The sequence below is a fragment of the Streptomyces sp. NPDC051822 genome (assembly GCF_044452745.1).
In the GTDB taxonomy this organism is placed as follows: domain Bacteria; phylum Actinomycetota; class Actinomycetes; order Streptomycetales; family Streptomycetaceae; genus Streptomyces.
The window spans coordinates 461,156-476,243 of record NZ_JBITBZ010000003.1; the positions used below are offsets into that span (position 1 = coordinate 461,156).

Below are 15,088 nucleotides of genomic sequence, written 5' to 3' on the forward strand. Positions count from 1 at the left end.
TCACTTCCTCGATAGGTCGTCGTCTTCGTACGTGAGCCGGTCGACGACCCCCACGACGCCGTCGACGCTGTTGCAGAGCCTGAGGAGCACGGGCACGAGGCTGCGGCGCCGCACCGTGCCACTGAGGGTGACCCGGCCGTCGGCTACCTCGACCGACAAGGCGGGCGGGCTCAGCCTCAGGGTGTGGGTGACCACGTCCTCGACGATCTCCTTGAACGTCGTGCCCGGGACGACGCTGACCGCCGTGGGTGTCATCAGATCCGCGACGCTGCGGTGCCTCATCGCCCGTCTCCTTCCGGCAGCGCCGCGACGCCGGCCTTGAAGCGGGTCCCGGCGGCTGCGTACGCAGACCACTCGTACAGATCGGTGGTCTTCACCTCGGGCATGGCTACGTCCCGCCCTGGGCGGTGAGCCGGCACCGTACGTCCACGATGCCCTCGACGGCGCGGGCCAGGCGCGCCGCGAGCGGGATGAGCGCGCTGTCGCGGACCTCGCCCGACAAGGTGACGACACCGGCGTCGACACGGACGTCGACCTGGTGCCGGGAGAGCGGGAACAGGTGCTCGACGACGTCGCTGCGCACCTCGGCGGCGAGATCGTCGTCGGAGCGGAGGAACACCTTGAGCAGGTCGGACCGGCTCACGATCCCCTGGACGACGCCGCTCGCGTCGACGACCGGCAGCCGCTTGACGCGATGGGAGGCCATGAGGCGTGCGGCCTGAGGCAGAGATGCCTCCGGGGTGACGGTGACGGCAGGCGAGGTCATCAGGTCCTCGGCCCGTCGCGACCCGGCCTTGGCAGTGGCGTCGAGCCGCCGCATCTGTTCGACGAGGCCGAGGCGGTGGTCGTGGAACTCCTCCTTGAGGAGCAGATCCGCCTCGGAGACCACTCCGACGACGCGGCCCTCTCCCTCCACCACGGGGACGGCGGTCACCTTCCACCGCTCCATGGCGGCGACGATCTCCTTGAAATCCGCGCCGGGCAGGACGGCGACGACCTTCTTGGTCATCACGTCGGCGACGGTGAACGGCTGGGACGTCATGGCTCTCTCCTCGTGCTCATGGTGTCCTCCGACCCCTTCCCCCAGGCTCCCGCGCCGCGGGCGCCACGGGGAGGGGCCGCACAGGTCGCACCGGGGGCCGAAGGGCCCCGTCAGCGGACCAGAACGGCCTCTCCGGAGCGGGGCACCACGGCCGTCCAGCCCAGCACGCGGTCGATGCGGTCGCGCAGCGCCTCGGAAGCGGCCGGTTCGCCGTGGACGAGGTAGGTGACGTGCGGGGGAGGGGCGCCGCGCAGCCAGTCGATGATCTGTCCGGCGTCGGCGTGTGCCGAGAAGTGCGGGACGTCGGCGACCTCGGCCCGTACGGGCACGTACTCGCCGAACATCTTGAGCGCCCTGGCACCGTCCACGAGGTCCCGCGCCCGGGTGCCGGCCGCGGCGAAGCCGACCACGACGACGGCGTTGCGCGGTTCCGGGAGCAGCCGGTGCAGGTGGTGCAGGACACGGCCGCCGGTCGCCATGCCGGCCGAGGAGACGATGACGGCGGGGCCTTCGACCTCGTTGATCGCGATCGACTCCTGGACGGTACGCGCGGCGAGGAACGGTTCGGGGCTCAGGGCGGCCGCTCCCTCGGCGAGGATCTCCGGCCGCAGCTCGGGGGAGCGCTCGCGTACGGCGTCCCGGTAGACGTCCAGGGCGGCCAGGGCCATGGGGCTGTCCACGTACACGGGGACCGATCGGGGCAGGACGCCCGTCTCGCGCAGCAGCGTCAGCTCGTGGAGGACGACCTCGGTGCGGTCGATCGCGAAGGCGGGGATGACGACGGTGCCGCTCCGTGCGAGGGTCCGGGCGATCACGGCGGCGAACTCGGACCGGGCGGACTCCTGGTCGTGGCGGCGGTCGCCGTACGTGGACTCCATGAGCAGCACGTCGGCGCCGGAGAAGGGCTCGGGCGGAAGCAGCAGCGGGTGTCCGGGCCGGCCGAGGTCCCCGGACACGGCCAGGGTGTGGCCGTCCTCCAGCGTCAGACGGGCCCACGCCGACCCCAGGATGTGCCCGCCGTGGTGAAGGGTCAGTCCGGTGCCGGTCATGATCTCCACGTTCTCGCCGACCGGGACCGGGTCGAAGAACGCCAGCGTCTTCTCCACGTCGGAGTCGTCGTACAGCGGTTTGGCGGGGCGGTGCTTGGACCAGCCGTGCTCGTCGGCGTGCCGGGCCGCCTCCATCTGGAGTCGGGCGCTGTCGCGCAGCACGATCCCGGCGAGCCGGGCCGTGTGGGCGCTGGTGAGGATGGGTCCCCGGAAGCCCTGTCGGACAAGGCGCGGCAGATAGCCGCAGTGGTCCAGGTGGGCATGGGTGACGACCACGGCGTCGACGTCCGCGGCGTCGCGGGCGAACCGTTCCCAGTTGCGCCGTCGCAAGGTTGCGAAACCCTGGAAGAGGCCGCAGTCGAGGAGGATCCGCGCATGGTCGCTCTCGACCAGGAACTTGCTTCCGGTGACTGTTCCCACGCCGCCCAGGAAGCTGAGCAGGGCGGGCCGCGGAGCGGCGCGAACGCCGTTCGGGACTGCCTCGGACATGGTCAGCCCTCCTTGCAAGTGGACCGGTTTCCACCCTCGCATCCTGACCGGCCGGGTCCGGAGGGCCCGAGCGGCCCCTTTCGGGGGCCGACCGGCTCATGCGCCGCTGGACGGCTCCGCGGAGCCTGGTGGACGAGGACCGCAGCGCCGCGCGACGGGAAGCAGGTGGACGCCATGAAGGCACTCGTCTTCCAGGGGCCAGGTCGGATCGTCTGGCAGGACGTGCCCGACCCGGGCATCGAGGACCCGGCCGACGCGATCGTCCGGGTCGACGTCGTGACCATCTGCGGCACGGATCTGCACATCCTCAAGGGGGACGTGCCGGAGGTGACGCCCGGCCGGGTCCTCGGACACGAGGCGGTGGGCACCGTCGTCGAGACCGGCGGCGACGTCCGCACGGTGCGGCCGGGAGACCGCGTCCTGGTCTCCTGCATCTCCGCATGCGGCAGGTGCCGCTTCTGCCGCGAGAACCGATATGGGCAGTGCCGTGGCGGAGGCGGCTGGATCCTCGGCCACACCGTCGACGGCGTTCAGGCCGAGTACGTTCGTGTGCCCTTCGCCGACCTGTCCGTCCACCCGCTGCCGGACACCGTCGACGGCTCCGACGCGGTCCTGCTCGCCGACATCTTCCCCACGTCCTATGAGGTCGGTGTCCTGAACGGTGCCGTGCGTCCCGCCGACACGGTGGTCGTCGTCGGCGCGGGCCCCATCGGCCTCGCCGCCATCTCCACCGCCGGCTTCTACAGTCCCGGCCGGATCATCGCCGTCGACCTGGCCGAGTCGCGGCTCGCCGCCGCCCGTGCCCTCGGCGCGGATGCCACCGTGAATGCCGCCGAAGGCCCCGAACAGCTCGTCGAGGATCTGACCGACGGCCTTGGCGCCGACGTCGTCATGGAGGCCGTCGGCGTCCCGGACGCGTTCGAGATGTGCACCCGGATGGTCCGGCCCGGCGGCAGGGTCGCCAACATCGGAGTGCACGGAAAGCCCGCAGTGCTCCACCTCGAAGACCTGTGGATCAAGGACGTCACGATCACCACCGGCCTGGTGGACACCTCGTCCACGCCCATGCTGCTGCGCATGATGGCCGCCGGGCGACTGCCATCGGCGGAACTGGTCACCCACCGGTTCGAGCTGGGGCAGATGGAGGAGGCGTACGAGGTCTTCGGGCGGGCCGCCGAGACCGGCGCCCTGAAGGTCGCCCTGGGCGGCCCGCAGCACACGGTCGTGAGCCTCCCCGACGCGCCGGTGGCCTGATGAACGGCCGAGGCCGCGGCTCTCGGCCGCCGGACGGTGTCGTCCTCGACACCGACGGCGTACTGCTCGACTCCGCCGTCGTGCACGCGGCGGCGTGGAAGATCGCGTTCGACGCCTGCCTCGACCGACTGGCGCCGGGAAGCGGGCCACAGCCCCCCTTCGACGCGGACGCCGAGTACCGTCGGCTCGTCGACGGCAGGTCTCGGTTCGACGGAGCCGCCGCCTTTCTCGCCGCCCGCGGCCTTCACCTCCCGCCAGGGGACCCGCACGACGCCCCCGGATGCGGCACGATCCGGGCCGTCGCGGCACACAAGGAGCAGGCGTTCGTCGATCTGGTTCGTACGCAAGGCGTCACGGCCTTCGCCGACGCCCGTCCGGCCCTCGCGGCGCTGGTCGCGGCGGGCGTCCCGTGCGCCGCGGTGTCGGCCTCCCGGCACGCCCGGGCACTGATCCGTGCCGCGGGGCTCGCCGGTCTCCTCGCCGTGATCGTGGACGGCGAGGACGCCGCCCGGCTGGGCCTCGCCGGTAAGCCGGATCCCGCGCTCTTCCTGCGGGCGGCCGCCCTCCTCGACAGCCGCGCGGAGGAATCCGCGGTCGTCGAGGACGCGCTCGCCGGCGTCGAGGCGGCGCGTCGGGGCGGTTTCGGTCTCGTCGTCGGAGTCGACCGCACCCCGCTCGGGCGTGCGGCCGGCCCCCTGCGGGAGCACGGTGCCGACCTGGTGGTTCCCGATCTCACGACGCTGGTCCGGAGCGTGTGGGGTGAGCGCGGATGACCACCGGCTGGACCTGGGAGTACGACCGTTACGACCCGGCGCGCGAGCCGCTGGTCGAAGCGCTCTGCACGCTCGGCAACGGCCGGTTCGCCACCCGGGGCTCCGCTCCCGAGTGCCCCGCCGGAGGCCCGCACTACCCGGGGACCTACCTGGCGGGCTGCTACGACCGGCTCACCTCGGTCGTCGCCGGCGAACGGGTCGACAACGAGGACCTCGTCAACCTTCCGAACTGGACGCAACTGCGCTACCGCTGCCTGCCCGACGACGGACCGCCCGGCGACTGGCTGACGCCCGACGCCGGGGAGCTGCGCCACTGCGATGTCCGTCTCGACCTCCGCGCGGGTGTGCTCACCCGACGCCTGCTCTTCCAGGACGCCCGCGGGCGTGGTCTGCGCGTCAGCCACATCCGCGTCGTGCACATGGGAGACGCCGGCCTCGCGGCCCAGTGCACCCTGTTCCGCGCGTACGGCTGGAGTGGCTCCGTCGAGGTGTGGTCCGTCCTCGACGGCTCCGTCACCAACGCCGGAGTGGAGCGCTACAGGCACCTGGACGGGCGTCATCTCACCGACCGCCGGACCGGATTCGCGCCCGACGGGGTCGCATGGATCTCCTGCCGTACCGTCGATCCGGGCACCAGGATCGCCATGGCGGTGCGCACGGTCACCCGCCCCGCGCGGCCCGCGAGGGAGAAGGCGACCAGTGCCGGCGCGGTGCAGACCTACCGCCTGCCCCTCGCTCCCCACCGCTCGGCGATGGTCGTGAAGACTCTGGCACTGCACACCTCGATGGACTGGCCGGCCGCCGACCCGCTCCCGGCAGCCACCGACGCGGTCGCGAGCGCCCCTTCCTTCCCGCGGCTGCTCTCCGCCCACAAGGCGGCCTGGCTGCGCGTCTGGGAACAGGGCGAGTTGCACGTGCCCGGCGAGGCGGGCCGCATCCTTCGGCTCCACGTGTTCCACCTGCTGCAGACGCTCTCCCCGCACACGGCGGACCTCGACGTGGGCGTTCCCGCCCGCGGACTGCACGGTGAGGCGTACCGGGGGCACGTCTTCTGGGACGAGCTCTTCGTCCTGCCCTACCTCGAACTCCACTTCCCCGAGGTGGCGCGGGCCCTGCTCATGTACCGGCACCGTCGACTGCCGGCCGCCCGCGCGGCCGCCCGCCTCGCCGGTCACCAAGGGGCCATGTACCCATGGCAGAGCGCGAGTTCGGGACGGGAGGAGACGCAGGTCCTGCACCTCAACCCTCGCTCGGGGCGCTGGCTGGACGACCACTCACGGCTGCAACGCCATGTGGGCTCCGCCGTCGCGCTCAACGTCTGGCGGTACGCGCAGTCCACCGGCGACCGCGGGTTCCTCCACTCCGCAGGGGCGGAGATCCTCCTCGAGGTCGCCCGCTACTGGGCCGGGGCCGCCGCGTTCGACCCTGAGCTCGGCCGCTACCGCATCCGCGGGGTCGTGGGACCCGACGAATACCACGACGCCTATCCCGACGCCACGACCCCGGGGATCGACGACAACGCCTACACCAACGCGACCGCCGCCTGGGTGCTCGCCCGCGGCCTCGACCTGCTGGGCGAACTGCCCGATGCGCGGCGCGCGGAACTCTCGGAGCAAGTCTCTCTGCACGAGGGCGAGACGGCTCGCTGGGAGGATGTCTCCCGCCGCCTGCACGTACCGTTCCACCAGGGCGTGATCAGCCAGTTCGAGGGGTACGGAGAACTCGCTGAGCTCGACTGGGAGGCGTACAGGGCTCGGTACGGCGACATCCGCAGGCTCGACCGGATCCTGGAGGCCGAGGGGGACACGGTCAACCGCTACCAGGCGTCGAAACAGGCCGACACCCTCATGCTCGGCTACCTCTTCCGCCCCGACGAGCTGTACAGCCTGTTCGACCGGCTCGGTTACGCGCTGGACGACGAGACGTGGCGGGCCACCGTCGCGTACCACCTGCGGCGCACCAGTCACGGCTCGACGCTGAGCAGCCTCGTCCACGGTTGGGTGCTGGCCCGGCAGAAGGGCGCCGACGCCTGGCGCTACTGCGAGGAGGCGCTGCTCGCCGACGTGGCCGACGTCCAGGGAGGAACGACCGGCGAGGGCATCCATCTCGGTGCGATGGCCGGGACGGTCGACCTGGTCGAACGCGGCATCACCGGCCTGGAGACGGGACCGGAAGGGCTTCGGGTGGCTCCGGTCCCGCTGGCGGAGATCCCCCGGTTCACCTTCACCTTGTGCGTCGGTCCTCATCGCGGGGTGCGTGTGCGGATGCTGCCCGGGCGGCTGGCCATCCGGGTCCCGGCCTCGCCCGAGGGCCCGCTCGCCATCGTCCTGCCCGGCGACCGGAGGGTCACGGTCGCACCCGGACAGGAGCGTTGGTTCCGTCTGTGAGAAGTGGTTCGGTCGAGAAGTGGCTCCGTCCGGGAGAAGCGGGCTCAGTCGAAGGCGAGCACCTCGGAGGCGGGACGGCGGGGTGTGGCCTTCCCCTTCGGGCCATAGCCCAGGCGGATCACCATATGGACGAAGCCGACCCCCGAGCCGGGATCGCCTGCGTGGGAACGGAGTTCGGGCCATTCCAGGGGCTGGGACATCAAGGAGGCGGAAAGGCCGTCGAGGGTCGCCTGCAGGAGGACCCGGTGCATGGCCTGGCCGGCCTTGAGCCACTCCTCCGGGGTGTCGTCGACCGTGCCGAGCAGCGCGATCTGCGGCCTCTTCTCGAAGTGTTCCGAAGTGCGGCCGGGCACCTGCCGGGGGGTGTCGAAGTCCCTGACGGGGGAGGCCACGTCGTACTGCCGTGGACCGAAGGCGTACGCGGGGATGCCCTCGGTGCCGGGGCCTTCCCCGGACGCGCCGGTGCGCGTCCAGGCGGCGATCTCCGCGCGTACGGCTTCGTCCGCGGCCTCGAACAGCTCGGATGCGTGGACGAGGTCCATGACGGTGTCGGTGTGCCACGCACCTGGTACGACCAGCCGGCAGCCCTCCAGGAGGGCCGCGGCGCGGAGTCCGTCGATCACTTCGGACGGGATCCGCTCCTCGGTGAAGGGGAAGCGGCTCGTGTGCCGCCGCGAGAGGGCGTCGTGGAGCACGCCCAGTTCGCTGTCGGCATCGTCGGGAACGTCGAATCGTACGTCGGCGAGGTGCCAGGGGTCGTCGGGAGAGGGCAGCAGTCGAACCACGGGGTGCAGGGCTCGGTGCGCGGCGGCGACCCGCAGACCGAACAGGGCGGCACCGCAGCCGAGATGGAGGGACCGGTGGTCCGGGTCCTGGCGCGGCATGCCGCGCAGCGGGTCGCCGTGCAGTTCGACGACGCCCACGCCCGTCTTGCAGACGAACTTCCAGGGCTGTGCGTTGTGCATCGAGGGAGCCGTGACGGCGTCTTCGATCAGCGACGTCACGAGCGGTGGGGTGAGAACGGTGGTGGACATGGTTCGTCCTGTCTGCGGAGGGGGTCACCATGAGATGTCGTGCGGAGTCCGGGTGGGGGACGCGGGACGTGCGTCGTCCTCGAGGAAGGACAGCCGGTCCACGACGGCGACGACGCCGTCGACGCGCTCGGCCAGTCCGGCGAGCATCAGGGCCTGACTCCGCCGCCGGACGCGGCCCCCCAGCGTCGCCACGCCGTCGAGGACGTGCACGTCCACCGCGTCCCCGGGCAGGTCCATGGCATCCGTGAGGACGTCCTCACGGATGCGGCGCCGGATCTCCGAGTCCGGGCGGAGATAGACGCAGAGCAGGTCGCGGCGGGTCACGATGCCCACCAGCCGTTCCTCCTCGTCGACCACGGGAAGGCGCTCGACCCCTCGGCGCACCATCAGCCGAGCGGCGTCCGCCACCGTCTCCTCGGCGTGCACCGTGACGGCCGGCGTGGTCATCAGGTCCCGCGTGGTGAGCTCGCGGCCGGCCAGGAGGTCGCTCTCGGAGACGACTCCGACGACATGGTCGTCCTCGTCCAGGACGGGGACCCCACTGATGTCGTACTCGGCGAGCAGCTTCGCCACGTCCCTGAACTGCGTCGCAGGGACGACGGAGACCACTTCGTCGGTCATCAGGTCGCCGACCTTCATGTGCTTCATCGCCGCGCCTCCTGTTCGAGGGTCCGGACGGTGCACGTCCCGCATCACCACCCTCCGACGTGCACTCGGAGTCGGCGAGGGCCGAATGGGCCACCCTCAGGACCGAACGGGCTCGTCACGGCCCAGACCACGTCCTGCCCGACCGGGGGTAGGGGCCCTTCGGTCCCGTCATTGCCCCCAGCGGCCCTCCGGCGCGCTCGGGCCAGGCCGGCAAGGTGGAAGGAGGTCCCGAGGACCCTCGGAGGAGGAGCCATGAGCGGAACCACTACCGGCCCCGGACTGGACAGGATCGGCGGTCGGCGGTCGGCGATCGCCCGGCTGTCCCGAGGAGTTCCTCAGCCATGACGGCGTCGGCAGCGGACCGGGCACCTGCGACGGTGCGGGAGACGACGGGACTCACCCAGGAGGAGGCCGCCCGGCGGCTCGCCGATACGGGCCCCAACGAGGTGACCGCGAGCAAGCCCGTACGGCTTCACAAGCGGGTCCTGGCCCAGCTGACCGACCCGCTGATCATGGTGCTCCTCGGGGCCGTCGTGCTGACCCTGGCGATAGGCGACCACCCTGACGCGATCGTCATCGGGCTGGTCGTCCTGGTGAACACCACCGTCGGCGTGGCGCAGGAGATCAGGGCGGACAATGCCGTCGCCGCCCTCTCCGCCCTGACCGCACCGCACGCGCGCGTACGGCGGGACGGCGCCGTCCGCGACCTCCCGGCGGCGACGATCGTCCCGGGTGACGTCCTGCTTGTCGGTGAGGGCGACATCGTCGCCGCCGACGCCGAACTCGCCGAGGCGTCCGCCGTACTGGTGGACGAGTCCATGCTCACGGGGGAGTCCGTGTCCGTCGACAAGGACTCCGGTGCGACGCTGAGCGCGGGCACGGTCGTCGTCCGGGGACGCGGTGTGGCGGTGGTGACGGCGACCGGGGCGTCCAGCGCGCTCGGCCGCATCGCAGCCCTTCTCGACGAACGCCGGGAGTCGACCCCGCTGCAGCACCGACTCGCGGCCCTCGGGCGCGTTCTCGCGGCCGTGACGCTCGCCCTGTGTGTCCTGGTCTTCGCTCTCGGCCTGGTGCGGGGGTTCCCGCTCGGCACGATGGCCGTCACCGCCATCAGCCTGGCCGTGGCGGCGGTCCCCGAATCCCTTCCCGCCGTCGTCACCCTCGCCCTGGCTCTCGGGGCCCGGCGCATGGCCGCCCGGCACGCACTGGTGCGGCGGCTGCCCGCGGTGGAGACGCTCGGCTCGGTGTCCGTCCTCGCCACCGACAAGACCGGCACCCTGACCGAGGGCCGCATGGTCGTCCAGCACGTCTGGACGCCGCGAGTGAGCGCCGAGCTCTCGGGCGTGGGGTACGAACCCGAGGGCGAGGTCCTTGTCGCCGGGAGACCGGCCGAGGCGGACGAGGCCGAGCCGCTGCGCGAGCTGCTGACGGTGACCGCCCTCTGCAACGACGCCACGCTGCGCCCGGCGGAGGACGGGGCGTCCGACGGTCGCTGGACGGCCTTGGGCGACCCCATGGAAGCGGCCCTGCTCACGGCCGCGGCCAAGGCGGGCTGCCCGGAGCCGGCGGAACTGTCGGCGATCCGCCCCCGGATCGGAGAGGCGCCCTTCGACAGCCTCCGCAGACGCATGACCACACTCCACAAGACCGACGGAGGCGGGGTGCTCGTGTGCCTGAAGGGTGCTCCCGAGGCCGTCCTCGACCCGGCCGTCCTGCTCGATCCTCCGGACGTGCTTGCGGCGGCTCGCCAGGAGGCGGGGAGTCTGGCCGCCCGGGGATACCGCGTGCTCGCCGTGGCATCGGGCGTGCGGAACGACCTCCCGATCCCGGTCACCGAGGCCGAGTCGGGGCTCGCGCTCCTCGGCCTCGTCGCGCTGAGCGACCCGCCCAAGCCGCACGCGGCGGCGACCCTCGCCGCCTGCCGTGCCGCCGGCATCACGCCCGTCCTCATCACCGGGGACCATCCGGCGACGGCTCGGGCGGTGGCGACCGACGTCACACTCCTGGGCGACGGCGGCGAGACGGAGGGCCACGTCGTCACGGGAGCCGACGTGGCCGCGGGACAGGTCGCCGACCTCACCTCGGTGCGGGTCTTCGCCCGTACGAACCCCCAGCAGAAGCTGGACATCGTGGAGGCGTGGCGCGCCAAGGGGGCGGTGACGGCGATGACCGGCGACGGGGTCAACGACGGACCCGCGCTCCACCGGGCCGACATCGGTGTCGCCATGGGCGCACGCGGCACGGAGGTCGCGCGCCAGGCCGCCGATCTCGTCCTCACCGACGACGAGCTGTCGACGGTCGTGGCAGCCGTCGACGAAGGGCGGCGCGTCTACGACAACATCCGCCGCTTCCTCGTCTACGGGATGTCCGGCGGCGCTGCCGAGATCCTCGTCATGCTCATCGGTCCCATGCTGGGGCTGCCCCTGCCCCTGAGAGCGGGACAGATCCTGTGGATCAACCTCCTCACGCACGGCCTCACCGGTGTCGCCATGGGGGCGGAACCGGCCTCGCCGGGAGCGATGCGACGACCGCCCCGCCCTCCGGGCCAGCACATCCTCGGTGCCGGTGCCTGGCAGCGCCTGCTCGTCCTCGCCGGCGTCGTCACGACAACCTCTCTCGGTGCGGGACTGGCGGCCCAGGCGCTGGACCTGGCTTGGCAGAGCGTCCTCTTCCTCGCCCTCCTCGCTGCCCAGCTCGGTGTCGTCCTCGGGCTGCGTGCCCGGCTCCTGACCAGGAAGAACCCGTTCCTTCCGCTGTCCGTCCTCGCCTCCGCCCTACTGGCCGCGGCAGCGCTGTACGTGCCGTTCCTGAGCTCGGTCCTGGAGACCGAACCGCTCGGCTGGGCAGGCATCGGCATCGCCGTCGCCTGCGCGCCCGCCGGATTCCTCGCCGCACGACTCGTCCGAACCGCCTTCCGGGGAACGAGCCCGACAGGAACGGTCGGCACACAGGGACTACCGTGAAGATCAGGCGCCACGGGCGCCGCCCATGCGCCTGAGGTGACCGGAGGTCTTGATGGGCCGGGAGGACGCCGAATCCGCGGACACGCGTGCGCCACGCCTGAAGCTCGACGAGCTGCTCGACGAACTCCAGGCGCGCATCGACGAGGTACGGGGCACCAGGGACCGGTTGAACGGGCTTCTCGAGGCCGTCATGTCCGTCGGCCGGGAGCTGGACCTGCCACAGGTGCTGCGCGGCATCGTAGAGGCGGCTGTCACCCTCGTCGACGCGGAATACGGAGCCCTCGGAGTCATCGGTGACGACAATAAGCTCTCCGAGTTCCTCCCCATCGGCATCGCCGACGACCTGCGGGAGCAGATCGGAGATCTGCCCTCCGGACACGGAATTCTCGGCGAGCTGATCCGGAACCCCCAGCCGCTGCGCCTGTCGGAACTGTCCGAGCACCCGGCTTCGTACGGATTCCCGCCCCACCATCCTCCGATGCACTCGTTCCTCGGCGTCCCCATCCGGGTCCGCGATGAGGTCTTCGGGAATCTCTACCTCACCGAGAAGCGTGGAGGAGCCGACTTCGACGCCGAGGACGAGGCCGTCGTGACGACCCTGGCCGTCGCGGCCGGCATCGCGATCGAGAACGCCCGCCTCTACGAGGAGGGCAGGCTCAGGCAGCGGTGGCTGGCGGCGAGCGCGGACTTCACCAGCGCTCTTCTGTCCGGCGCCGGCGAGTCCCAGGTGCTCGACGGGATGCTGGAGCAGGCCGTGGACATCGCGGGCGCCGACATGGGGGTCTTCTACCTGGTGGGTACCGGTGGCGAGCTACGGGGCTCCTTGGCACGTGGTGAGGGATCCGACCTGCATCGGGGCGTCGTCCTGCCGAGCAGCGAAGGGACCCTGGCCGCCGCGGCCCTCATGGAGGAGGACGGTCTGGTCACGGTGGCGGACGTCGCGAGCGACGAGCGCGTGACGGTGCAGCCGGAGCGCTGGGAGCACTTCGGGCCGGCGGTGGCCGTCACGGTCGGCACGAAAGAGCGGCTGAACGGCGTACTGATCCTCGCCCGGCGTAGTGGCCGGTCCCCCTTCGTGGGCGCCGAGATCGCCGCTCTCCCCGGATTCGCGGGACAGGCGGCCCTGGCACTCGAACTTGCCGACCGCCGCCGTGACGCCGAGCAGGTGGTCCTTCTGGAGGACCGCGACCGGATCGCCCGCGACCTGCACGATCTGGCGATTCAGCGCCTGTTCGCCACAGGGATGACGCTCCAGAGCGCCCGGCGCTTCGTCGAGCACCCGGAAGCGGTGGACCGGCTGGCCCGGGCCATCGACGACCTGGACGCCACCATCAAGATCATCCGGTCGACCATTTTCGGCCTCCGGGACCACGACCCCTTCGGAACGGCACCGAAGCTCAGGAGCCGCATCGTCAAAGTGGTCGAATCAGCCGCGTCGACGCTGGGGTACGCCCCTGCTCTTCGTATGGAGGGGTTGCTCGACACGGATGTGCCTTCCGAGGTGGCCGATGAGGTGATCGCGGTGATCGGTGAAGCGCTCACCAACGTGGCCCGGCATGCGCGGGCCCGCGGGGCGGAGGTGGCGGTTCTCGCCGATGACGGTGTGCTTACCGTGACAGTGAGTGACAATGGTGTGGGTATTCCGGAGGGTCGGCCCCGCAGTGGTCTGCGTAACCTCTCTGAACGAGCGCATCGCCTGGGCGGCTCCCTGTCCGCCTTCGCACGGGCGGAACCCCGCAACGGCACCGTGCTCGAGTGGCGCGTGCCCCTGGTCGCTGACCGGAAGTGAGGGCGCTACCCCTGCTCGGCGTCGTGTTCGTGGACCTGTGCCGCGATCACTGCCGCCTGTACACGCCGTTCCACGCCCAGCTTGCCCAGCAGCCGTGAGATGTGGTTCTTGACCGTCTTCTCGGACAGGTAGAGCTGCTTGGCGATCTGCCGGTTGGTGAGCCCCTCGCCGATCAGATCGAGCACGGATCGCTCCCGCTCGGACAGCACCGCGAGCCGCTCGTCCTCCAGCGGCTTCGCCGCCTCGGGGGTCCGCAACGAGCGCATCAGCCGGGCGGTGGTGGCCGGGTCGAGCATCGACTGCCCGGTGGCCACGGTCCGTACCGCCGACACGAGATCGGATCCCTTGATCTGCTTGAGGACGTACCCCGCCGCTCCCGCCATGATGGCGTCGAGCAAGGCGTCCTCGTCGTCGAACGACGTCAGCATCAGGCAGGCCACCCCGGGCATCCGCGAGCGAAGTTCCCGGCACACGGAGATGCCGTCGCCGTCGGGCAGCCGCACGTCGAGGACGGCCACGTCCGGCCGCAGGGCGGGCCCCCTGGCCAGCGCCTGCGCCGCCGTCGCCGCCTCGCCGACCACGTTCATGTCGGGCTCGTCATTGATCAGGTCGCGGAGGCCTCGGCGGACGACCTCGTGGTCGTCCAACAGGAATACCTGGGTGGGTGCGTCGGGCATCGGACGATCGGACATGGCGATCCTTGCGATCGATGGGTTCGTACCCGCCCCCACAAGGATTGTCCGTCATGCGGCGTCTTCATGGGCACCGACATCCATCCGCACGTCGACGACACCCTCCACCGCTCGCACGGCGCGGGCGAGCAACGGCACCAGCGACCGGTCGGCGAGCGCGCCACGCACGGTGGCCACGCCATCCCGTACGGAGACGTCCAGCTCCGGCGGGGCAGCCGACTCGCCGAGGATGGAACGGCGGATCTCCTCCTCGATCTCGCCGTCCGTACGGAGGAAGACCTTGAGCAGGTCGCTGCGGCTGACCACACCCTCCAGCATCCCGATGTCGTTCACGACCGGCAGCCGCTTCACCTTCCGCGTGGCCATGATCCGTGCCGCCTCGGCGAGTGTGGCGGCGGGGTGAACGGTCACGGCCGGGCTCGACATGAGTTCCCCGGCCCGTAGGGCCCCGGCCTTGGCCGCCTCGGCGAATTCGTCCGGGCGGGGCTGATCGAGCCGGAACTCCTCCTTCGGCAGAAGATCCGCCTCCGATACGACTCCGACGACACGCCCCTCTCCCTCGAGGACGGGGACGGCGCTCACCTTCCACTGGTCCATGAGGGCGACGATCTCCTTGTAGGACGCATCACGGCCGATCGCGACAGCGGTGTGGGTCATGACGTCGCTGACGGTGTAACGGGTGACAGGCATGGATCGCATCGGGAGCCTCCTCGTATGCCACTCCCAGCCTCGCCCCGCGAACGGTGGACCGAGGAGGGTCGGATGGGCCCCGTCTCGTACCACTCGGCCCGCTGAAAATACCCCCACGGGGTATCGCAGTGGACGAGGGTCTGGTCCTGCGGGCGGTCACCACTCCCGGTCATACTCCGCACCACACCTCTTATGTCCTGGAAGAGGACGGGCGCTCTGCGATCACTCGGGCAGTAACGATCCAGGCCGCGGCGCACCCTCCCCCGCGTAACCGCCGA

General features: G+C 71.4%; 12 protein-coding genes. 5 read left to right on the forward strand and 7 right to left on the reverse strand.

The features are described 5' to 3' along the window. The 3 genes from ACIA8N_RS12605 to ACIA8N_RS12615 all read right to left on the reverse strand — a co-directional run bounded on the left by ACIA8N_RS12605 (position 1) and on the right by ACIA8N_RS12615 (position 2,580). On the reverse strand, positions 1-282 hold the full coding sequence (locus ACIA8N_RS12605; protein ID WP_399416240.1) for a BON domain-containing protein: 282 nt from the start codon (positions 280-282) through the stop codon (positions 1-3). Positions 283-388: 106 nt separating this feature from the next. Continuing rightward, on the reverse strand, positions 389-1,042 hold the full coding sequence (locus ACIA8N_RS12610; protein ID WP_365780219.1) for a CBS domain-containing protein: 654 nt from the start codon (positions 1,040-1,042) through the stop codon (positions 389-391). Positions 1,043-1,152: 110 nt separating this feature from the next. Beyond that, positions 1,153-2,580: an MBL fold metallo-hydrolase gene (locus ACIA8N_RS12615; protein WP_365780220.1), complete on the reverse strand. Its 1,428-nt coding sequence runs from the start codon at positions 2,578-2,580 to the stop codon at positions 1,153-1,155. A gap of 174 nt (positions 2,581-2,754) precedes the next feature. Between ACIA8N_RS12615 and ACIA8N_RS12620 the strand changes: the two genes are divergently transcribed. From ACIA8N_RS12620 to ACIA8N_RS12630, 3 genes are read left to right on the forward strand one after another with little or no spacing between them, the layout of a single operon-like run. Further along, positions 2,755-3,834, forward strand: a complete 1,080-nt coding sequence (locus tag ACIA8N_RS12620) for an alcohol dehydrogenase catalytic domain-containing protein (RefSeq protein WP_365780221.1) — start codon at positions 2,755-2,757, stop codon at positions 3,832-3,834. Beyond that, complete coding sequence (locus ACIA8N_RS12625; RefSeq protein ID WP_365780222.1) at positions 3,834-4,607, forward strand: HAD-IA family hydrolase; 774 nt, start codon at positions 3,834-3,836, stop codon at positions 4,605-4,607. Before ACIA8N_RS12620 ends, ACIA8N_RS12625 begins: the two co-directional genes overlap by 1 nt. Continuing rightward, positions 4,604-6,994, forward strand: coding sequence for a glycoside hydrolase family 65 protein (locus tag ACIA8N_RS12630; protein WP_365780223.1), 2,391 nt, complete (start codon positions 4,604-4,606; stop codon positions 6,992-6,994). The genes ACIA8N_RS12625 and ACIA8N_RS12630 overlap by 4 nt, the downstream gene beginning before the upstream one ends. Before the next feature lie 44 nt (positions 6,995-7,038). Here ACIA8N_RS12630 and ACIA8N_RS12635 read toward each other — a convergent pair whose 3' ends face one another. Together ACIA8N_RS12635 and ACIA8N_RS12640 are read right to left on the reverse strand one after the other, a co-directional pair. After that, entirely contained in the window at positions 7,039-8,028 is a 990-nt protein-coding gene (locus tag ACIA8N_RS12635) for an Acg family FMN-binding oxidoreductase (RefSeq protein WP_365780224.1), read from the reverse strand. A gap of 24 nt (positions 8,029-8,052) precedes the next feature. Further along, entirely contained in the window at positions 8,053-8,676 is a 624-nt protein-coding gene (locus tag ACIA8N_RS12640; RefSeq protein WP_365780225.1) for a CBS domain-containing protein, read from the reverse strand. Between the two features lie 341 nt (positions 8,677-9,017). Here ACIA8N_RS12640 and ACIA8N_RS12645 point away from each other — a divergent pair, with 341 nt between their 5' ends. Both ACIA8N_RS12645 and ACIA8N_RS12650 read left to right on the forward strand, forming a co-directional pair. After that, positions 9,018-11,639: a cation-translocating P-type ATPase gene (locus ACIA8N_RS12645; RefSeq protein ID WP_365780226.1), complete on the forward strand. Its 2,622-nt coding sequence runs from the start codon at positions 9,018-9,020 to the stop codon at positions 11,637-11,639. Between the two features lie 52 nt (positions 11,640-11,691). Next, positions 11,692-13,428: a GAF domain-containing protein gene (locus tag ACIA8N_RS12650; RefSeq protein ID WP_365780227.1), complete on the forward strand. Its 1,737-nt coding sequence runs from the start codon at positions 11,692-11,694 to the stop codon at positions 13,426-13,428. 5 nt (positions 13,429-13,433) lie between these two features. Here the strand turns inward: ACIA8N_RS12650 and ACIA8N_RS12655 are convergent, their stop codons facing one another. Together ACIA8N_RS12655 and ACIA8N_RS12660 are read right to left on the reverse strand one after the other, a co-directional pair. Then, complete coding sequence (locus ACIA8N_RS12655; RefSeq protein WP_365780228.1) at positions 13,434-14,120, reverse strand: response regulator transcription factor; 687 nt, start codon at positions 14,118-14,120, stop codon at positions 13,434-13,436. 51 nt (positions 14,121-14,171) lie between these two features. Continuing rightward, positions 14,172-14,810: a CBS domain-containing protein gene (locus tag ACIA8N_RS12660; RefSeq protein WP_365780370.1), complete on the reverse strand. Its 639-nt coding sequence runs from the start codon at positions 14,808-14,810 to the stop codon at positions 14,172-14,174. Positions 14,811-15,088: the final 278 nt, after the last annotated feature.